Annotated in this window: 20 protein-coding genes; 5 read left to right on the forward strand and 15 right to left on the reverse strand. The window is 69.8% G+C overall.

Annotated elements, in window-relative coordinates; translation table 11 throughout:
- Positions 1–14: 14 nt before the first annotated feature.
- Positions 15–605: a murein hydrolase activator EnvC family protein gene (locus ACFQY2_RS15835; RefSeq protein WP_378746974.1), complete on the forward strand. Its 591-nt coding sequence runs from the start codon at positions 15–17 to the stop codon at positions 603–605.
- A gap of 4 nt (positions 606–609) precedes the next feature.
- Here the strand turns inward: ACFQY2_RS15835 and ACFQY2_RS15840 are convergent, their stop codons facing one another.
- The 9 genes from ACFQY2_RS15840 to ACFQY2_RS15880 form a co-directional block, all read right to left on the reverse strand.
- Positions 610–1,512, reverse strand: coding sequence for a tyrosine recombinase XerC (locus tag ACFQY2_RS15840; protein ID WP_378746975.1), 903 nt, complete (start codon positions 1,510–1,512; stop codon positions 610–612).
- Positions 1,513–1,578: 66 nt separating this feature from the next.
- Positions 1,579–2,754, reverse strand: coding sequence for a DNA-processing protein DprA (gene dprA, locus ACFQY2_RS15845; RefSeq protein ID WP_378746976.1), 1,176 nt, complete (start codon positions 2,752–2,754; stop codon positions 1,579–1,581).
- Positions 2,751–4,280, reverse strand: a complete 1,530-nt coding sequence (locus tag ACFQY2_RS15850; RefSeq protein ID WP_378746977.1) for a YifB family Mg chelatase-like AAA ATPase — start codon at positions 4,278–4,280, stop codon at positions 2,751–2,753. Before ACFQY2_RS15850 ends, dprA begins: the two co-directional genes overlap by 4 nt.
- Positions 4,277–4,639, reverse strand: a complete 363-nt coding sequence (locus ACFQY2_RS15855; protein WP_378746978.1) for a YraN family protein — start codon at positions 4,637–4,639, stop codon at positions 4,277–4,279. Before ACFQY2_RS15855 ends, ACFQY2_RS15850 begins: the two co-directional genes overlap by 4 nt.
- Positions 4,640–4,736: 97 nt before the next feature.
- Positions 4,737–5,063: a DUF2469 family protein gene (locus ACFQY2_RS15860; RefSeq protein ID WP_378746979.1), complete on the reverse strand. Its 327-nt coding sequence runs from the start codon at positions 5,061–5,063 to the stop codon at positions 4,737–4,739.
- A gap of 12 nt (positions 5,064–5,075) precedes the next feature.
- Complete coding sequence (locus ACFQY2_RS15865) at positions 5,076–5,735, reverse strand: ribonuclease HII (protein ID WP_378746980.1); 660 nt, start codon at positions 5,733–5,735, stop codon at positions 5,076–5,078.
- The gene (gene lepB, locus ACFQY2_RS15870; RefSeq protein ID WP_378746981.1) at positions 5,732–6,463 is read right to left on the reverse strand and encodes a signal peptidase I; all 732 of its coding nucleotides are present in this window, start codon (positions 6,461–6,463) and stop codon (positions 5,732–5,734) included. Before lepB ends, ACFQY2_RS15865 begins: the two co-directional genes overlap by 4 nt.
- 118 nt (positions 6,464–6,581) lie before the next feature.
- On the reverse strand, positions 6,582–6,926 hold the full coding sequence (rplS, locus tag ACFQY2_RS15875; RefSeq protein ID WP_307366103.1) for a 50S ribosomal protein L19: 345 nt from the start codon (positions 6,924–6,926) through the stop codon (positions 6,582–6,584).
- A 173-nt stretch (positions 6,927–7,099) separates the two neighbouring features.
- The gene (locus ACFQY2_RS15880) at positions 7,100–7,588 is read right to left on the reverse strand and encodes an MFS transporter permease (protein ID WP_378746982.1); all 489 of its coding nucleotides are present in this window, start codon (positions 7,586–7,588) and stop codon (positions 7,100–7,102) included.
- A gap of 102 nt (positions 7,589–7,690) precedes the next feature.
- On the opposite strand from ACFQY2_RS15880, the gene map reads away from it, so the two are divergent.
- Entirely contained in the window at positions 7,691–8,473 is a 783-nt protein-coding gene (map, locus tag ACFQY2_RS15885) for a type I methionyl aminopeptidase (RefSeq protein ID WP_378746983.1), read from the forward strand.
- Positions 8,474–8,562: 89 nt separating this feature from the next.
- Here the strand turns inward: map and ACFQY2_RS15890 are convergent, their stop codons facing one another.
- From ACFQY2_RS15890 to rpsP, 5 genes are all read right to left on the reverse strand, one after another.
- Positions 8,563–9,303, reverse strand: coding sequence for a class I SAM-dependent methyltransferase (locus ACFQY2_RS15890; protein WP_378746984.1), 741 nt, complete (start codon positions 9,301–9,303; stop codon positions 8,563–8,565).
- 122 nt (positions 9,304–9,425) lie between these two features.
- The gene (trmD, locus tag ACFQY2_RS15895; protein ID WP_378746985.1) at positions 9,426–10,133 is read right to left on the reverse strand and encodes a tRNA (guanosine(37)-N1)-methyltransferase TrmD; all 708 of its coding nucleotides are present in this window, start codon (positions 10,131–10,133) and stop codon (positions 9,426–9,428) included.
- A 13-nt stretch (positions 10,134–10,146) separates the two neighbouring features.
- The gene (gene rimM / locus ACFQY2_RS15900) at positions 10,147–10,746 is read right to left on the reverse strand and encodes a ribosome maturation factor RimM (protein ID WP_378746986.1); all 600 of its coding nucleotides are present in this window, start codon (positions 10,744–10,746) and stop codon (positions 10,147–10,149) included.
- Positions 10,730–10,960 carry an RNA-binding protein gene (locus ACFQY2_RS15905; RefSeq protein WP_378746987.1) on the reverse strand — a complete coding sequence of 77 codons (231 nt, stop codon included), beginning with the start codon at positions 10,958–10,960 and terminating at the stop codon, positions 10,730–10,732. Before ACFQY2_RS15905 ends, rimM begins: the two co-directional genes overlap by 17 nt.
- 6 nt (positions 10,961–10,966) lie before the next feature.
- Positions 10,967–11,395 carry a 30S ribosomal protein S16 gene (gene rpsP / locus ACFQY2_RS15910; protein ID WP_378746988.1) on the reverse strand — a complete coding sequence of 143 codons (429 nt, stop codon included), beginning with the start codon at positions 11,393–11,395 and terminating at the stop codon, positions 10,967–10,969.
- Between the two features lie 205 nt (positions 11,396–11,600).
- On the opposite strand from rpsP, the gene ACFQY2_RS15915 reads away from it, so the two are divergent.
- The gene (locus ACFQY2_RS15915) at positions 11,601–12,746 is read left to right on the forward strand and encodes a glutamate--cysteine ligase (protein WP_378746989.1); all 1,146 of its coding nucleotides are present in this window, start codon (positions 11,601–11,603) and stop codon (positions 12,744–12,746) included.
- A gap of 98 nt (positions 12,747–12,844) precedes the next feature.
- On the opposite strand, the gene ACFQY2_RS15920 is transcribed toward ACFQY2_RS15915, so the two are convergent.
- A complete protein-coding gene (locus ACFQY2_RS15920) occupies positions 12,845–13,816 on the reverse strand; it encodes a sugar-binding transcriptional regulator (protein WP_378746990.1) in 972 nt (323 codons plus the stop codon).
- A gap of 108 nt (positions 13,817–13,924) precedes the next feature.
- On the opposite strand from ACFQY2_RS15920, the gene ACFQY2_RS15925 reads away from it, so the two are divergent.
- Entirely contained in the window at positions 13,925–15,628 is a 1,704-nt protein-coding gene (locus ACFQY2_RS15925) for an FAD-dependent oxidoreductase (RefSeq protein WP_378747058.1), read from the forward strand.
- 64 nt (positions 15,629–15,692) lie between these two features.
- Entirely contained in the window at positions 15,693–17,207 is a 1,515-nt protein-coding gene (gene glpK, locus ACFQY2_RS15930) for a glycerol kinase GlpK (RefSeq protein WP_378746991.1), read from the forward strand.
- Positions 17,208–17,213: the final 6 nt, after the last annotated feature.

A 17,213-nucleotide genomic window follows, 5' to 3' on the forward strand; every position in this document is an offset into this window, starting at 1 on the left:
GTCACAGTGACGGGATGAGTACGGACATCGCGGCGGGCCGGCGCCTGCGGAACCGGGTCCGAGGACTGCTGCTCGCCATCGCGCTCGGGCTGGTCTCGGCAGTCTCGGGCGTTCCATCCGACGTGGCGGCGGCCGGTGCCGTCCGCACCGACATGAACTCCGCCGAAGGCCCTGATGGCGTGGCGCCGGGCTATCCGTGGCGATGGCCGGTCGACGGCCGCCACGTGATCATCGTGCCCTTCCGGGCGCCCGCTCACGACTACGGGCCCGGTCATCGCGGCATGGACGCGGCCGCAGAGCCGGGTGCGGACGTGCACGCGCCCGCCGGCGGTGTCATCGCGTTCCGCGGCACGGTCGTCGATCGTCCTCTGATCACGATCGACCATGGTGGCGGGTACGTCACGACCCTGGAGCCGGTGGCATCCGATCTCTCACCGGGAGACGCCGTGACCGCGGGCGCACTCGTCGGCGTGGTGGCCGGTGGCGGCCATGCCCCCATCGGCACGCTGCACGTCGGCGTCCGGGTCGACGACGTGTACGTGAACCCGCGCGGTCTGTTCGGCCGCCCGCCGCGGGCGATCCTGCTCCCCTGCTGCGAGAGCTGATCGCTCACGCCCGCGGGTGGGCGAGACGATAACTGGCTGTCAGGCGCTCGGCGGAGACGTGCGTGTAGATCTGGGTGGTGCCCAGGCTGGCGTGGCCGAGGATCTCCTGCACGGCGCGCAGGTCCGCTCCGCCGTCGAGGAGGTGGGTTGCGGCGGAGTGCCGCAGGGCGTGCGGCCCGACGTGCTCGGTGCCCACGACGGGAGCGAGCACCCGGGCGACGACGCTGTACACGGCCCTGGGGCCCATCCGCCCGCCGCGGGCACCCAGGAACAGCGCCGGCGTGGCCCTGTCCGCACGGGCAAGGAGGCCGGGGCGTCCTCGGGTCAGGAAGGCGCCGAGCGCGTCGGCAGCGGGCCCACCGAACGGGACGACGCGCTCCTTGGAGCCCTTGCCGAGCACGCGCACCGTGCGGCGCTGCAGGTCGAGGTCGTCGACGTCGATGCCGCACAGTTCGGACACCCGGATGGCGGCCGCGTAGAGCAGTTCCAGCAGCGCGTGATCGCGCAGCGCGACCGGGTCGCCGTCGGAAGCGGCGGAGCGCTGCTGCTCCAGGAGCGTGCGCATGCCGTCGGCGGACGCCACCACCGGCAGGGTCTTCGGGCGCCGCGGCGTCACGAGCCGCAGGCTGGGGTCGACGCTGATGAGATCCGTCTCGTGGGCCCAGGTGAAGAAGGAGCGCACCGCGGCCGCCCGTCGTGCCATCGTCGAGCGTGCATCACCGCGCTGCGTCGCCTGCCACAGCCAGTCGCGCAGGGCTTCCAGATCGATGTCGGTGATGTCGACGTCGCCGACGGTCCGCCCGAGGTCCGTGAGATCGGAGCGGTAGGCGCGCACCGTCGCCGGCGAGAGCCGACGCACCTGCGCGAGGTGCGTCGTGAACGCGTCCGCCGCCTCCGAGAACCTCATGACTCCAGGATGCCGTTCGTCGGCTCGACCGCCCTGATCCCGCGCCGGAGCGGGTCGGTCGCGGGATCACGAGGCGCGTCGCCAGCCGTCCCGCACCTGCTCCACCGTCCCGTCCAGTCCCAGGAGGCCGAGCAGGCTCCGCACGCGCAGCGCGTCCAGACCGCTGAGGCGCGCGATCTCCGACACGTGGCGCGGTGTGCGCGTGCTGAGGGCGTCCAGGAGCCGGGTCTGATCGGGGCTGACCGTATCCGTCGGGGCGGGCTCGTTCAGGGTGCCGGACCACAGTTCGCGGACCTCCTGCGCGCTGGTCACGCACACGGCGTCGTATTCGCGCAGCAGGCGATGGCATCCTGCGGACGCCGCCGACGAGACGGGCCCGGGCACGGCGCCGAGCGGTCGTCCGAGCGCCGCCGCGTGGCCGGCGGTGTTCAGCGATCCACTGCGCCATCCGGCCTCGACGACCACGGTGGCCAGGCCCGCAGCGGCGATGAGGCGGTTCCGCTGCAGGAATCGCCACTTCGTCGGCGCACTGCCGCACGGCACCTCGCTGAGGACGGCACCGCGTGCGCGGATGCGGTCGAACAGCTGCTGGTGCCCGGTCGGGTACGCCCGGTCGATCCCCCCGGCGAGGAAGGCTATCGTCGTCCCGCCGGCGCCCAGTGCCGCCCGGTGGGCGGCGCCGTCGATGCCGTACGCCCCGCCGGAGATGACGACCACCCCGCTCGCGGCGAGGTCGCCGGCGAGTTCCGCTGCGACGGATTCGCCGTAGCCGGTCGCCGCGCGGGCGCCGACGATCGACACGGCCGCCGACCCGACGCACGCGCTGACGTCTCCCCGCGCCCACAGCACTACCGGGGCGTGCACGCCGAGGTCGTCCAGTCCTGCCGGCCACAGGTCGTCTCCCGGAAGCAGGAGGCGGCCTCCGATCTGCACACAGGACTGCAGGGCATCCAGGACGGCCTGCGGTCGTGCACGAGGATGCCACCGCGCCAGCGCTTCGGACAACTGTGTGGCCCCGAGTGAGCCCGGCGTCAGCAGACCCGACTCGGCCGTGGTCATCTCCAGCGCCCGACGTGCGCCGTGCTCCGCGATGAGTGTGCCCGCCACGCCATCACCCGGCTCTACGAGCACGGACCACGCGACGCGAGCGATCACCTCGTCCGGGTCCGCGTCCGGCCTCAGGCGCGCCGCCGCCGGTCGCAGTCGCGCATCGTCCAGCATCCTGATCAGTGCAGCAGTCATGCCAGCAGTCCCTTCTTGAGAAACAGAGCCCGTCCGAGTTCCTCGACGCCCGGTGACGTGCGGCCTGCCAAGTCGGCGACCGTCCAGGCGATGCGCAGCACGCGGTCGTAGGCCCGAAGGGTGACGGTGCCGCGTTCCAGCGCCTGGTCCAGGGGCGCACGCGCCGCGGCGGGCAGTCGCAGCCCGCCGTGCCGGAGCCGTTCGCCTGGCACCTCGCCGTTCACGCGCCAGGGCGAGCGTCGCCAGCGCTCCGCGGCCGCCCCGCGCGCCGCGAGGACGGCATCGCGCGCGGCGGCCGACGTCGTCGTCGAACGCTCACCGGAGGTCGCGCGCGACGCGGCGACCCGCGCGACCTGCAGATCGATGTCGATGCGATCGCGCAGCGGCCCGGACAGCCGGGACGAGTAGCGCCGGATCGCCATCGGTGGGCAGGTGCATTCCGCTCCCCGCACCCCGTAATTCCCGCAGGGGCACGGATTCATCGCCAGGATGAGCTGGAACCTCGCCGGATAGCTCGCTGTGAAGCCGGCCCGGTGCACCTCTATCCGGCCGGACTCCAGAGGCTGGCGCAGCGCGTCGAGCGCGGTGCGCTGGAACTCCGGGGTCTCGTCGAGGAAGAGCACACCGCGGTGCGCCCTGACGATGGCGCCCGGTCGCGCCACTCGTGATCCGCCGCCGACCAGCGCAGCGGATGAGGCGCTGTGATGCGGTGCGACGAACGGCGCGACGGGGTCTAGCGTCCGGACGGGTTCCCCCGCGAGCGAGCGGATCGCCGCCACTTCCAGCGCCTGTGCGTCATCCAGCAGTGGCAGGATGCCGGGCAGCCGGCGGGCCAGCATCGTCTTGCCTGCACCGGGCGGACCGCTCAACATCATGTGATGCCCTCCGGCCGCGGCGATGATCAGGGCATCCACTGCCTCCTCCTGGCCCACCACGTCGGCGAGGTCGAGCGCATCGGAGGCTCCGGTATCCGGTGCGGTCATCTCCACGGGCTCGACATCCGGCACCTCCACCTCGGCGCCGTGCATCGCCGCGACCTCGCTCAGCGACGCCGCCGCGCGCACCTCGATGCCCGGTACCAGCGCCGCCTCCGCGGCATTCGCGTGCGGGATGACGACGCGCGCGAAGCCGGCACGGGCAGCCGCGTACACGGCAGGAAGAACCCCGGGCACCGGGCGCAGCCTGCCGTCCAGGCCGAGCTCGCCGATGTGCACGGTGGAGCGGATCGCCTCCGGCGGGAGCGCGCCGCCGGCCGCAGCGGTGGCGACGGCGATGCTCAGGTCGAACCCGGAGCCGTGCTTGGGCAGGCTGGCCGGCGAGAGATTGACCGTCAGTCGACGCCGGGGCACATCGATGCCAGCGTTGCTGCAGGCATTCCAGACGCGTTGCACCGCCTCGCCGAGAGCCTTGTCGGGCAGCCCGATGATCTTGAACTCGGGCGTCTGAGTGGAGAAATCGGCCTCGACCTCCACCATGTGACCGTCGACGCCGGTAAGGGCGACCGCCCACGTGCGGGCCGTGCTCACAGCAGATCCACGAGGTGCTCGAGCCGGGCGGTCTCGGCGTCCGAACCGATCAGCCCCACGACCTCCAGCCGAAGCGTGCGCCGCCGCGCGGCGTCGGGATGGGCCGCCGACCAGGCGAAGGCCAGACGCCACAGCCGCCGTCGTTTGCGCTCGTCCACGGCCTCGAACGGATGCCCGTAGCGGTCGCTGCGCCGCGTCTTGACCTCGACGATGCACAGCACGTCATCCACGGCCGCCACGATGTCGATCTCGCCCTGCTCGCATCGCCAGTTGCGGTCGAGGATGGCGTAGCCCCGGGCCCTCAGATACTGCGCGGCGCGTTCTTCGCCCGCCCTGCCCAACACGTCTTTCGCTGCCATGTCGACAGCCTGACGGTCTGCACCGACGCGGAACGGGGCCGATCACGTCGGCTGGGGACAACCCGAGCGGATCAGCGAACTGTGGACAGAAGTGGGCTCACTTGCCGTCGAGCGAGAGCTCGTCCGGCAGTTCGAACTCGCGGCGCTGCAGCTCCTCGACGTTGACGTCCTTGAAGGTCAGCACGCGCACGGCCTTCACGAAGCGGTCGGCGCGGTAGATGTCCCACACCCACACGTCCTTCATCGATATCTCGAAGTAGAAGTCGTTCTCGGTGTCACGACGGACGACGTTGACCTCGTTGGCCAGGTAGAACCGACGCTCGGTCTCGACGACGAACTGGAACTGCGCCACCACATCCCGGTACTCGCGGAAGAGGGCGAGTTCGAGCTCGCGGTCGTAGTCGTCGAACGAATCGTCATCCATGGTGACTCCATCCTAGAAGAGAGTCGGAGCGTCGGCGATCGCCCACGACGCGCGGTGCAGCGGCGACAGGCCGCGCTCCCGGATCGCCCGGCGGTGCTCGATGCTGGCATAGCCCTTGTTGCGGTCCCACTGATAGTCGGGGTGATCCGCGTGCAGGCCCACCATCAGGTCGTCACGGGCCACCTTCGCGATCACCGATGCCGCCGACACGGACGCGCAGTCGCGGTCGCCCTTGACCACGGTGCGCACGGTCAGCGGCTCCGGATGCACCCGGGAGACGTAGTCGTGATTTCCGTCGAGGACCACCAGCGCGCGCTCCAGCGACGCGCCGAGCTCCACGACTCCCTGCACGGCGCGCGACGCGGCGAGGCCGAGTGCTCGCATGATCCCGACCTGATCGATCTCGGCGGCGCTCGCCCATCCCACCGCGGATGCCATCACCCAGCTCCGCGCGCGCTCCGCCATGGCAGGCCGACGCAGCTCCGTGATGAGCTTGGAGTCGCGCAGACCCTCCGGAACGCGACGGCGCGCACCTGCGGCGTCCATGACCGCGGCGCCGACCGCGACCGGTCCCGCCAGCGCGCCACGGCCCACCTCGTCGAGCGCGATGATCAGATCGCACTCCTTGAACAGCATCCGCTCCAGGCGCAGGGTGGGCGAGACGACGGTCATCTCGGCTCCGGCACCGCTCGGAAGACGTCGTCGTGGGTGTCGATCAGCCCGAAGCGGTCCAGCGGCCAGGTGGTCAGGAATGCGCGTCCGACCACGCCCTCCAGGGGCACGAAGCCGCCACCCGGCAGCTCCTGGTGGGCACGCGAATCCTGCGAGCGGTCGCGGTTGTCGCCCATCACCCAGATGGAACCGGCGGGTACGGTCACGTCGAAATCGGTGTTGGACGCGGCCGTGTCGCCCTCGGGCAGGTTGAGATAGGAGAGCTCGTCGATCGGAGACCCGTTGACCGTGATCTGGCCGAGCGCGTTGCAGCAGACCACGTGGTCGCCGGGCAGCCCGAGCAGGCGCTTGACGAGGTGATTGCGCGCATCCGACGTCGACAGCCCCACGAAGGTGAGCACCCAGTCGGTCGCGGCGACCAGCGGGGGCTGCGCGGGCGTCCGCGGTGCGGGCGGCAACCAGCCACCCGGGTCCTCGAACACCACCACGTCGCCGCGCTCGTAGCCCGCCCAGCGCGGGGTCAGCTCGTCCACGAGGATGCGGTCGTTGATCAGCAGCGTGCGCTCCATCGACCCGGAGGGGATGTAGAACGAGCGGACGACGAACGTCTTCACCACGAAGGAGACGAGCGCCGCGATGAGGATGATCACGATCACGTCCCGCAGGAACGCCAGTACCCCTCGTCGCCGTGGCGGGTTCTCCGCGGCTTCGGCGGCGTCGGCTGTCATGTGCACTCTCTTCTTCGTTCCGCCGCACGGTGACGGCATCTACCAGGGTCGCACATCCCGGTGCAGACGACAGAACCCCGGGACGACGTGTCCCGGGGTTCTGGATGGATTCCGCGCGTCAGCCGCGCTTCTCCTTGATCTTCGCCTTCTTGCCGCGGAGGTTGCGCAGGTAGTACAGCTTCGCGCGACGCACGTCGCCGCGGGTGACGACCTCGATGCGCTCGAGCACAGGCGAGTGCACCGGGAAGGTGCGCTCCACGCCCACCTGGAAGCTGATCTTGCGGACGGTGAACGTCTCGCGCACGCCGTCGCCCTGGCGACCGAGCACGACGCCCTGGAACACCTGGACGCGCGAACGGCTTCCCTCGGTGATGTTCACGTGCACCTTGACGGTGTCACCGGGGTTGAAGTCAGGGATGTCGGAACGGAGCGATGCCGCATCGACGGCGTCAAGGATCTGCATGATCGTCTCTCTCTGCACCCGCCACAGGTCGGGTACATGATTCAAAGGAACAAGAACGGGGTGTGTGCCGAGCGGTGCGCAGGGCGTCCGCGGGCTCCCCTGAGGCAGAGCCGGATGACGGCACAAACATCTATTCTGCCATGGATCGCCCGCCGCGCGAACCACGTGTGCGCTCAGTCGCGCCGCTGGCGCTCCTCGAGCACGATCACCTCGGGGTCGGCCTGTGCGGCGGGTCGGTCCATCTGCGTAGCCGTGCGCCAGCTCACCGTCTCGCGGATGCGGACTCCGGTGCCCCGTGCTTCGTTCCAGAGCTGCCACAACTGCAGCCAGAACAGGCCGATCGCGGCGATGATCGCGCCGGTCAGCAACCAGCCGAAACCGCCGTCGAGGAAGAGGCCGACTCCGATCGTCAGCAGATGCCAGACGGCGAACCCCGCGACGTCCCACCATGAGAGTGCCCGTTCGGCGCGCACGGACGGCCGCGAGCGGGTCAGCAGAGTGAGGACCAGCTGCCCGAGGAACACCGCGGGCATCGCCATGAGCAGCACCCACAGCAGCGCCCAGGCGCTCTGGCCGAAGATCGCCCACCCGACGAAGATCCACAGCGGCAGCACGAACGCCGCCGGCAGGAGCCACCGGAAGAACGCCTGACGCAACCACATGCTTCGATCTTACGGCGACGTGCCGGCCGTGCGTCAGTGGTTCGCTGTGAGCTTGCCGCGCGCGCATCGGGGAGAATGGATGCTGACGAGAGGATCTTCCCCATGATCGAACTGCGCACTCCGGCCGAGATCGACGAGATGCGCGCCGCCGGCCGCTTCGTCGCCGAGACGCTGGCGACGCTGCGCGACGAGGCGAAAGTGGGCACCAACCTGCTCTCGATCGACCGGCATGCGCACGACCTGATCCGCAAGGCGGGAGCGGAGTCCTGCTACATCGACTACGCGCCGTCCTTCGGCAACGGGCCTTTCGGGAAGGTGATCTGCACGTCGATCAATGACGCCGTCCTGCACGGTCTCCCCCATGACTACTCGCTGCGCGACGGCGACCTGGTCTCGCTGGACTTCGCTGTCTCGGTCGACGGCTGGGTGGCGGACTCCGCGGTCTCGTTCATCGTCGGTACGCCGCGTGACGAGGACCTCCGCCTGATCGACACCACTGAACGCGCACTGGACGCCGCGATCGAAGCCGCCGTGGTGGGAAACAGGATCGGCGACATCTCGGCGGCGATCGCCGCCGTCGCACGGCGCGAGGGCTACTCCATCAACACCGACTTCGGCGGGCACGGCGTCGGGCGCATCATGCACGGTGACCCGCACGTGCCCAACGACGGCCGCGCGGGTCGCGGGTTCCCCCTGCGCGAAGGGCTGGTGTTCGCCCTGGAGCCCTGGTTCCTCGCCACCACCGACGAGCTCAGGACGGATGCCGACGGCTGGACGCTGCGCAGCGCGGACGGATCCCGCGGGTCGCACTCCGAGCACACCGTGGCGGTCACGAAGGACGGCCCGATCGTGCTCACGGACCGCTCGTTCCTCGGCGTCGACTGAGCTCCGCTGCTCGACTGAGCTCCGCTGCTCGACTGCAACCGATACTCGGCCGAACTGCGCTGGACGCCCTGGCGCGATCCGGTCCGCGGTCAGGCCGAGGCCTGGTAGACGTACACATCGGTGAGCTGCGGCAGCTCGAACTCGTCGTGTCCGGCCGTCTCCGGGTCCGTGTCGAGGATCTGCTCCACCTCGGCCACCATGCGGGCGCGTTCGACTTCGGATGCCGCCAGGAACGAGCTGACGGTCAGCCAGCGGGCGATGTAGTCGGCGCGAGTGAGGCGCTCCCGCCAGGGGATCTGGACGAACCGGGGCGCATCGAACCCGGGCAGCAGCTCGACGGCATCCGGGGAGGCGGTGAGTCCCTCGGACAGGCCGGGATGCGCGACCCGGGCGCACGCGCGATCCCAGGCACAGGAGGCGTCGGAGTGATTCCAGAGCAGGCCGAGGACACCGCCCGGTACGAGAACGCGCCGGATCTCGGCGCACGCCGGCTCCCGGTCGAACCAGTGGAACGCCTGCGCGACCGTCACCACGTCGACCCCCGCGTCCGGGACGGGGATGGTCTCGGCGGTGCCCGTCAGCGCCTCGACTCCCGGCAGCTTCGCCCGCAGCACCGCGAGCATCCGCTCGGACGGCTCGACGGCGATCACCTGCAAGGCCCGGTCGATCAGGCGCTCGGTGAACTTGCCGGTGCCCGCTCCGAGGTCCAGCGCCACCCGCACAGGTGCGTCGATGATGGCATCCGCCGCGGCATCCGGGAACCCCGGTCGGAACCGGTCGTAGTCCTCCCCCGCCTCGAGGAAGGACTTCGCCAGCACGTCATCAGCCATGAGTCGACGGTAACAGGCGGGCGAAAGGAGTCGGATGTCGGCCATACGGGTCCGAGAACCGGCATACGGCTCCCCTCACGCGCCGGGCGCGCGGGCGCGGGGGGCGCGCGGGCGGGACGGGGTCAGTCGAGCAGGTCGGGGCGTCGCGCGCGGGTGCGCTCGAGCTGCTGATCGCGGCGCCAGGCGGCGATCGCGCCGTGGTTGCCGCTGAGCAGGATCGGAGGCACCTCCCGATCACGCCAGAGCGCCGGCTTCGTGTACGACGGATACTCCAGCAGTCCGTCCTCGTGGGATTCCTCGACGAGGCTCTCGGGATTGCCGACGACGCCGGGGATCAGCCGACCGATGGCTTCGACCATCGCCATGACGGCGACCTCTCCGCCGTTCAGCACATAGTCGCCGAGGCTGATCAGGCGCACCTCGCCGAGGGATGCCGCGTACTCGAACACCCGTTCGTCGATGCCCTCGTAGCGTCCGCAGCCGAAGATCAGGTGCTCCCGTGCGGCGAGGTCGCGAGCGGTCGCCTGGGTGAAGACCTCACCGGCGGGCGAGGGAAAGATGATGGTCGGCGCGCCCTTCGACGAGTTCAAGGCGCCGTTCTCGGAGGAGGCGAGCTGATCGAGCGCGGCACCCCAGGGCTCCGGCTTCATGACCATTCCGGCGCCGCCGCCGTACGGCGTGTCATCGACGGTGCGATGCCGGTCGTGCGTCCAGTCGCGCAGGTCGTGCACGTGCAGGTCGAGGATGCCGGTCTCCCGTGCCTTGCCCAGCAGGGAGAGCGTCAGCCCGTCGAAGTAGGACGGGAAGATGGAGACGACGTCGACACGCATGGCTGCGGAATGCTCAGTCGGATGCGGCGGAGGAGTCGTCCGCGGCCGGCGCAGCGGCGTCCGGGGCCGGAAGCTCCTCGAACAGCCCGGCGGGAGGCGTGACGATCACGCGTCCCGCGGCGATGTCGACGGTCGGCACGATGGCTTCGACGAACGGAACCATCACCTCGGCGGTGTCCGTCTTCACGATCAGCAGGTCCTGCGCGGGCAGGTGCTCGACGCGGATGATCTGACCGAGCACGACGTCGTCGCGCACGACGTCCAGGCCCACGAGCTGGTGCGCGTACCAGGCGTCGTCCTCGACCTCGTCGTCCTCGTCCATCCAGAGGATCGCCCGGACGAGGGTCTCGGCGGCAGTGCGGTCCTCGACGCCTTCGAGGAAGACGACGGAGCTGCCGTTCATGACGCGGTACTCGCGGATGGTGACGGTCTTGCCGTGCCACGCGGATGCCTCGGGAACCTGCAGCGTGAATTCGGCGCCGGGCACGAAACGGCGCTCCGGGTTGTCGGTGTACAGCTCGAGTTTGAACGCGCCCTTGAGACCGTGCGCCTTGAGCAGGCGGCCGACGCGAAGCTGGTTCTTCTCGCTCGCCACGTCAGTCGTCCGCGACATCGACGCGGACGCGGCGTCCGTCGGCGAGGGCGGAGATGAGAGTGCGCAGCGCTTTGGCTGTGCGGCCGCCGCGCCCGATCACGCGACCACGGTCATCCGGGTGCACGTGCACCTCGAGCAGATCGCCTCGGGGCGATGCGGATTCGGTGATGCGGACATCGTCCGGGTGATCGACGATCCCCTTGACGACGTGTTCGAGCGCGGCGGCGAGCACGGCGGATTACTCTGCGTCGGCGGCGGGAGCCTCAGCGGCCTCCGCGTCAGCAGCGGCGGGTGCTTCGACCGGCTCGGCCTTCTTCTCCGCCTTGGGCTTGACGACGGACTTCTTGGTCGCGTCGATCTCGAAGGCGGCCTTGGGCTCCGCGACCTGCACGGTGGACTTCGCGTCCTTGTCGCCCTTGAACTTGCCCCAGTCGCCCGTGAGCTTGAGGAGCACGGCGACCTGCTCGGTCGGCTGTGCGCCGACGGAGAGCCAGTACTGCGCGCGCTCCGAGTCGATCTCGATGAACGAGGGCTGCTCGGTCGGGTGGTACTTGCCGATCTCCTCGATCACGCGACCATCGCGCTTGGTCTTCGAGTCGGCGACGACGATGCGGTAGAACGGCGCACGGATCTTGCCGAAGCGCTTGAGACGGATCTTGACAGCCACGATTCTCCTGAATGGTGTGGAAAGGAAGATGAACGACGCCTGGAGCGTGGGGTGCACACCCGGCGGAAGCTCTGAGGGGGGAGGACTGCTGGATAGAGGGTCGAGCAGCCTTCCGACCCTCCATTCTGCCAGATGTCGGCGCCCACCGCGAAATGACACGACACGGCGCGCGCTGCGGCGACTCGCCCCGTGTCAGAATGTGCGCGTGCCGATCGAATTCGCCTCTTCCCCGCGCTCCACCGTCGGGCTCGAGTGGGAGGTCATGCTCGCCGATCCCGTGACCGGCGATCTGGTCGGGCGCGCTCCCGAGCTGCTCACCCGGTTGGAGGCGCAGAGCGTCCCGCAGCGGTACACGGTCACGGGTGAGCTGCTCACCAACACCATCGAGGTCACGAGTGGTGTGGGCACCACCGTCTCGGATGCCGTGGACGACATCGCCGCGGCGATCGCCGCCGTGCGCCGCTCCACGGATCCTGCCGGGATCGAACTGCTCTCCGCGGGAAGTCACCCGTATGCCCAGTGGTTCAATCAGCGCGTCACCGACAAGACCCGCTATCACAAGCTCATCGAGCGCACCCAGTGGTGGGGTCGCAACATGATGATCTGGGGCATCCACGTGCATGTGGGCGTCGACGACCGCGACAAGGTGCTGCCCATCATCGGCGCCCTCTCCGCATTCCTGCCGCACCTGCAGGCGCTGTCGGCGTCCAGCCCGTACTGGGCCGGTGAGCGCACCGGCTACGCCTCGAACCGCTCGCTCGTCTTCCAGCAGCTGCCCACGGCCGGACTGCCCTGGGTCATCGAGACCTGGGCGGAGTTCGAGTCATTCGTCGACGACATGACCCGCACGGGCGTGATGGCGGATCCCTCCGAGATCCGCTGGGACATCCGCCCCGCGCCGCGGTGGGGAACCATCGAGGTGCGCGCCTGCGACGGCATGTCCACGCTGACCGAACTGGCCTCGGTCGCCGCCCTGACGCAGACGCTGGTGGAGCACTTCTCCCGCGAGCTCGACGAAGGGCGCGAGCTGCCGACGCTGCAGACCTGGTTCCACCGCGAGAACAAGTGGCGCGCCGCACGGTACGGCCTGGACGCCCGCGTCATCATCGACAGGGCCGGCTCGCAGGTGCCGGTGCGCGAGCACATCGCCGCGGTCACCGAGGAGCTGCTCCCGGTCGCGCGCGACCTCGGCTGCGCCCGCGAGCTGGACGGCATCGCCGCGATCCTGCAGGACGGGGCGAGCTATGCCCGTCAGCTGAATGCGGCGGACGCCGCACAGGGCGATCTGCGTGAGGTCGTGCACCACCTCATCCGCGAGTTCCGGGCGGGGCCGGAGCGCTCCGTCGGCTGAGCGCCGTTCATCCCCGCACCCGTTGGCCCCCGTCCGTTGAACCCCCGTCGCGTTCAGCTCCGTCGCGTTCAGCTCCGTCGCGTTCAGCCCGCTCGCGTTCAGCCCGCGTCGAGGAGCAGGCGTGCGAGCGTCTCGTCGAGCACGACGTCGGTGATGATCTCCGCGGCGATGGCGGCACGGAGCGAGCCGAGCTTCGCGGTGCCCGATACGACGCACACCCGCCGCGGCACGCGACGGAGGCGGTCCAGGCCGGGGCCCGTCGAGCGGGCGTTCAGTCGGATGTCCTTCCAGCTGCCGTCGGCGCGGAAGAACACCGTGGCCACGTCGCCGATCGCCCCGTCCTCCCGGAGGCTGCGGTAGTCGTCGCGGTTGAGATAGCCGCCCACGTAGACGCGGCTGGGCACCTCCGCCTGCGGCGAGCCGAGCCCGAACACGGCGATGTCCATCGTCGACTGGAACGCCAGCACCCGTCGGGTGCTGCGCTCGCGCCACATCGCCTCGCGCGTATCCGGGTTGTCGAAGAACGCGGGCACCGGGAACTGCTCGACCTGGGCGCCGAACGCCGCGCCGAAGCGCTGCAGGATGTCGCTGGAGTACTCCAGGCCGCTGGTCTGGATGTTGCCCGCGCCGTTGAGCTGCACGAACGTGGTGCCGTGCGTCTCCTTGTGCACGAGCGACCGGCTCACGGTGCTGATCGTCGACCCCCACGCGATGCCGACCGTCATGTTGGACTCGATGAACTGCGACAGCATCCTCCCGGCCGTCAGTCCCACGCGCTCCAGACGCTCGACCTCGCTGACGATCCCCGACATGGGCACGATGTGCGCGGCGATCCGGAAGCGGCTGCGCAGTCGATCCTCCAGCTCCCCCACGCGCTCGAAGGGCGAATTGACGCGGATGTCGACCAGGCCGCTGTCTCGGGCGTAGGACAGCAGCCGGGAGACCGAGGATCGGGAGGTGTCCAGCTCGGCGGCGATGGCGTCCATCGTCATGTCCTGCAGGTAGTAGAGCTTCGCGGCCGTGAGCGCGGCGTGCACCCTCGCGTCGTGCCGAGCGGCATCCGCTGCCATCCTGACCACCCCCGGGGAGCCCGCGTGCACATTCGTGCACGTCGTTTGCATGATTCTGTCATGCGACGGATGCTGGAAGCCGCGAAGAGGGAGAAGATGATGGTCGAGATGACGCGGCACGCACGCCGAGACGACGAGCTGGCAGCGGTGCGGGAGGCGGGGCGGACCACCGTCCTGATCATCGGAGCGGGCATCAACGGCATCTCCCTGTTCCGTGACCTGGCTCTGCAGGGAGTCGATGCCGTGATCGTCGATCGCGGAGATTTCGCGAGCGGCGCGACGTCGGCATCCAGCCACATGATCCACGGCGGCATCCGCTACCTGGAGAACGGCGAGTTCCGGCTCGTGCGCGAGTCGGTGCGCGAGCGCAACGGTCTTCTGCGCATCGCCCCGCACTATGTGAAGCCGCTCGAGACGACCATTCCCATCTACTCGACGTTCTCGGGCATCCTCTCCGCTCCCCTGCGCTTCCTGACCCACCGCAGCGGCAAGCCGCAGGAGCGCGGCGCGCTGCTCATCAAGGCGGGCCTCACGCTGTACGACACGTTCTCCCGAGACGGCGGGTCCGTTCCCCGGCATCGGTTCCTCGGCCGCACGTCGTCGCTGGCGGAGCTGCCCCACCTCGACCCGAAGATCAAGTACACCGCCACGTACTACGACGCCTCCATGCACGACCCCGAGCGCCTGGCGCTGGACGTGCTGCAGGACGGTCGCGCCGCGAACGCCCGATCCTTCGCGCTCAACTATGTGGAGGCCGTGGGCCGCAACGGCGACGAGGTCGTGCTGCGCGACCGGGAGACTGCCGAGGAGTTCACGGTCAGCGCCGACGTCGTCGTGAACACCTCCGGACCGTGGACCGACCTCACCAACGACGCGCTCGGCGAGCCGACCCGATTCATGGGTGGCACGAAGGGCTCGCACATCGTGCTGGATCACCCGGAACTGCTGGCGGCGACCCAGGGCCGCGAGATCTTCTTCGAGCACTCCGACGGCCGCATCGTACTCATCTACCCGCTCAAGGGCAAGGTGCTCGTGGGAACCACCGACCTCGAGGCGGATCCCCGTGAGCCCGCACGCTGCACCGAGGAGGAGGTCGACTACTTCTTCGAGCTCATCCGCCACGTGTTCCCCCGCATCGAGGTGTCCCGCGAGCAGATCGTCTACCGGTTCTCCGGCATCCGTCCTCTCCCCCGGCATGAGGACACCGCGCCCGGTTTCGTGTCACGCGACTACCGCATCGAACTGGACGATTCCCGGGTCACTCCGCTGCTGAGTCTGGTCGGCGGCAAGTGGACCACCTTCCGCGCCCTGGGCGAGCACCTCGCCGACCGCACGCTCGCCCTGCTGGGGCGCACGCGCTCGGTGTCCACCGAAGGGCTGCAGATCGGCGGCGGGCACGGCTTCCCGCGCACCACCCGCGCCCGTGCTGCGTGGAAGCGCACCAACCTTCCCGGCGCCGATGCCGCCCGCGGCGACCAGCTCCTGACCCGGTACGGAACGCGCGCGGCACAGGTCTGGGCTCACATCGCGCAGGAGCCGGATCAGCCGCTCGCCGGCGGTGCGCTCTCCACGCGCGAGCTGGAGTGGATGGTCGAGAGCGAGATGGTCGTGCGTCTGATCGACGTCGTGCTGCGCCGCACGAGCATCGCGTTCACGGGCGAGGTCACCGGTGAGGTGCTCACCGAACTGGCCGGTGCCCTTGCTCCTCTGATGGGATGGGATGCGGATCGCCGCGATGCGGAGGTCGAAGCCGCCGTCCAGCTGTTGAACGACGCTCACGGCCTGTCGATCGTGGCGCCCGCGCGCCACTGAGTGATCCGGCAGCTGCGGGACGATGAGATGCGGGTCGCCGGTGTCCCGCTGAAGGAGGAACAGCATGGCCGAATACGTTCTGTCGATCGATCAGGGCACGACCTCGTCCCGCGCGATCATCTTCGACCGCGCGGGAACCGTCGTGGCGTCCGGTCAGAAGGAGCATGAGCAGATCCTCCCCCGCGCCGGGTGGGTCGAGCACGACCCGGCGGAGATCTGGCGCAACGTGCAGGAGGTCATCGGTCTGGCTCTGACCCGTGCCCACCTCACCCGCCATGACATCGCCGCGGTGGGCATCACCAACCAGCGCGAGACCGCGGTGGTCTGGGACCGCCGCACGGGTGACCCGGTGTACAACGCGATCGTCTGGCAGGACACCCGCACCCAGGAGATCGTCGACCGCCTCGCCGCCGACGGCGGCATCGACCGCTTCGCCGCCGTCGTCGGCCTGCCGCTGGCGACGTACTTCTCCGGCACGAAGATCGCGTGGATCCTCGAGAACGTCGCCGGTGCACGGGAGAAGGCGGATGCCGGCGACCTGATGTTCGGCACGACCGACACCTGGGTGCTGTGGAACCTCACCGGAGGCGTCGACGGTGGCGTGCACGCCACCGACGTCACCAACGCGTCGCGCACCATGTTCATGGATCTGGAGACGCTGCAGTGGCGGGACGACATCCTTCAGGCGTTCGGGGTGCCGGCGTCGATGCTGCCGGAGATCCGGTCCTCGTCGGAGGTCTACGGCACGGCGGAGAACTCCTCGCTGCTGCGTGAGACTCCGATCGCCGGCATCCTGGGCGACCAGCAGGCGGCGACGTTCGGGCAGGCGGCGTTCCGCGCCGGCGAGAGCAAGAACACGTACGGCACCGGCTGCTTCCTGATCTTCAACACGGGCGAGGAGATCGTGCGTTCGCAGAACGGACTGCTGACGACCGTCGGCTACAAGCTCGGCGACGCTCCGACCCACTATGCGCTGGAGGGGTCGATCGCCGTGGCGGGCTCGCTGATCCAATGGCTGCGCGACCAGCTGGGACTGATCTCGTCCGCCCCCGAGGTCGAGGAGCTCGCCTCGCAGGTGGAGGACAACGGCGGCGTCTACATCGTGCCGGCCTTCTCCGGACTGTTCACGCCCTACTGGCGCCCGGATGCCAGAGGCGCGATCGTCGGTCTCACCCGCTTCGCCAACCGCAATCACATCGCCCGCGCGGCGCTGGAGGCGGTCGCCTTCCAGACCCGGGACGTCCTGGACGCGGTCAACGCCGATGCGGGCGTCGACCTGAAGGAGTTGAAGGTGGACGGCGGAATGGTCGCCAACGACGCGCTCATGCAGTTCCAGGCGGACGTGCTGGGCGCGAGCGTCGTGCGACCGAAGGTCGCCGAGACCACCGCGCTGGGCGCGGCCTATGCAGCCGGGCTCGCCGTCGGCTTCTGGAGCGACCTCGACGACCTGGCGGCGAACTGGCAGGAGGATCGACGCTGGGAGCCGACCATGGACCGGCCCGAGAGCGAGCGTCTGCTGCGTCTGTGGCGCAAGGCCGTCGGCAAGTCGATGGACTGGGTCGACGACGACGTTCGCTGAGCGCGG

Source organism: Microbacterium sp. GCM10027623 (genome assembly GCF_042666935.1).
In the GTDB taxonomy this organism is placed as follows: domain Bacteria; phylum Actinomycetota; class Actinomycetes; order Actinomycetales; family Microbacteriaceae; genus Microbacterium.

What these genes read in the sequence shown, in the direction of transcription:
- ACFQY2_RS15835 (WP_378746974.1), top strand. Translation starts at nt 15, where the DNA reads ATGAGTACGGACATCGCGGCGGGCCGGCGCCTGCGGAACCGGGTCCGA.
- ACFQY2_RS15840 (WP_378746975.1), bottom strand. Translation starts at nt 1,512, where the DNA reads ATGAGGTTCTCGGAGGCGGCGGACGCGTTCACGACGCACCTCGCGCAG.
- dprA (WP_378746976.1), bottom strand. Translation starts at nt 2,754, where the DNA reads ATGACTGCTGCACTGATCAGGATGCTGGACGATGCGCGACTGCGACCG.
- ACFQY2_RS15855 (WP_378746978.1), bottom strand. Translation starts at nt 4,639, where the DNA reads ATGGCAGCGAAAGACGTGTTGGGCAGGGCGGGCGAAGAACGCGCCGCG.
- ACFQY2_RS15860 (WP_378746979.1), bottom strand. Translation starts at nt 5,063, where the DNA reads ATGGATGACGATTCGTTCGACGACTACGACCGCGAGCTCGAACTCGCC.
- ACFQY2_RS15865 (WP_378746980.1), bottom strand. Translation starts at nt 5,735, where the DNA reads ATGACCGTCGTCTCGCCCACCCTGCGCCTGGAGCGGATGCTGTTCAAG.
- lepB (WP_378746981.1), bottom strand. Translation starts at nt 6,463, where the DNA reads ATGACAGCCGACGCCGCCGAAGCCGCGGAGAACCCGCCACGGCGACGA.
- rplS (WP_307366103.1), bottom strand. Translation starts at nt 6,926, where the DNA reads ATGCAGATCCTTGACGCCGTCGATGCGGCATCGCTCCGTTCCGACATC.
- ACFQY2_RS15880 (WP_378746982.1), bottom strand. Translation starts at nt 7,588, where the DNA reads ATGTGGTTGCGTCAGGCGTTCTTCCGGTGGCTCCTGCCGGCGGCGTTC.
- map (WP_378746983.1), top strand. Translation starts at nt 7,691, where the DNA reads ATGATCGAACTGCGCACTCCGGCCGAGATCGACGAGATGCGCGCCGCC.
- ACFQY2_RS15890 (WP_378746984.1), bottom strand. Translation starts at nt 9,303, where the DNA reads ATGGCTGATGACGTGCTGGCGAAGTCCTTCCTCGAGGCGGGGGAGGAC.
- trmD (WP_378746985.1), bottom strand. Translation starts at nt 10,133, where the DNA reads ATGCGTGTCGACGTCGTCTCCATCTTCCCGTCCTACTTCGACGGGCTG.
- rimM (WP_378746986.1), bottom strand. Translation starts at nt 10,746, where the DNA reads ATGTCGCGGACGACTGACGTGGCGAGCGAGAAGAACCAGCTTCGCGTC.
- ACFQY2_RS15920 (WP_378746990.1), bottom strand. Translation starts at nt 13,816, where the DNA reads ATGGCAGCGGATGCCGCTCGGCACGACGCGAGGGTGCACGCCGCGCTC.
- ACFQY2_RS15925 (WP_378747058.1), top strand. Translation starts at nt 13,925, where the DNA reads ATGACGCGGCACGCACGCCGAGACGACGAGCTGGCAGCGGTGCGGGAG.
- glpK (WP_378746991.1), top strand. Translation starts at nt 15,693, where the DNA reads ATGGCCGAATACGTTCTGTCGATCGATCAGGGCACGACCTCGTCCCGC.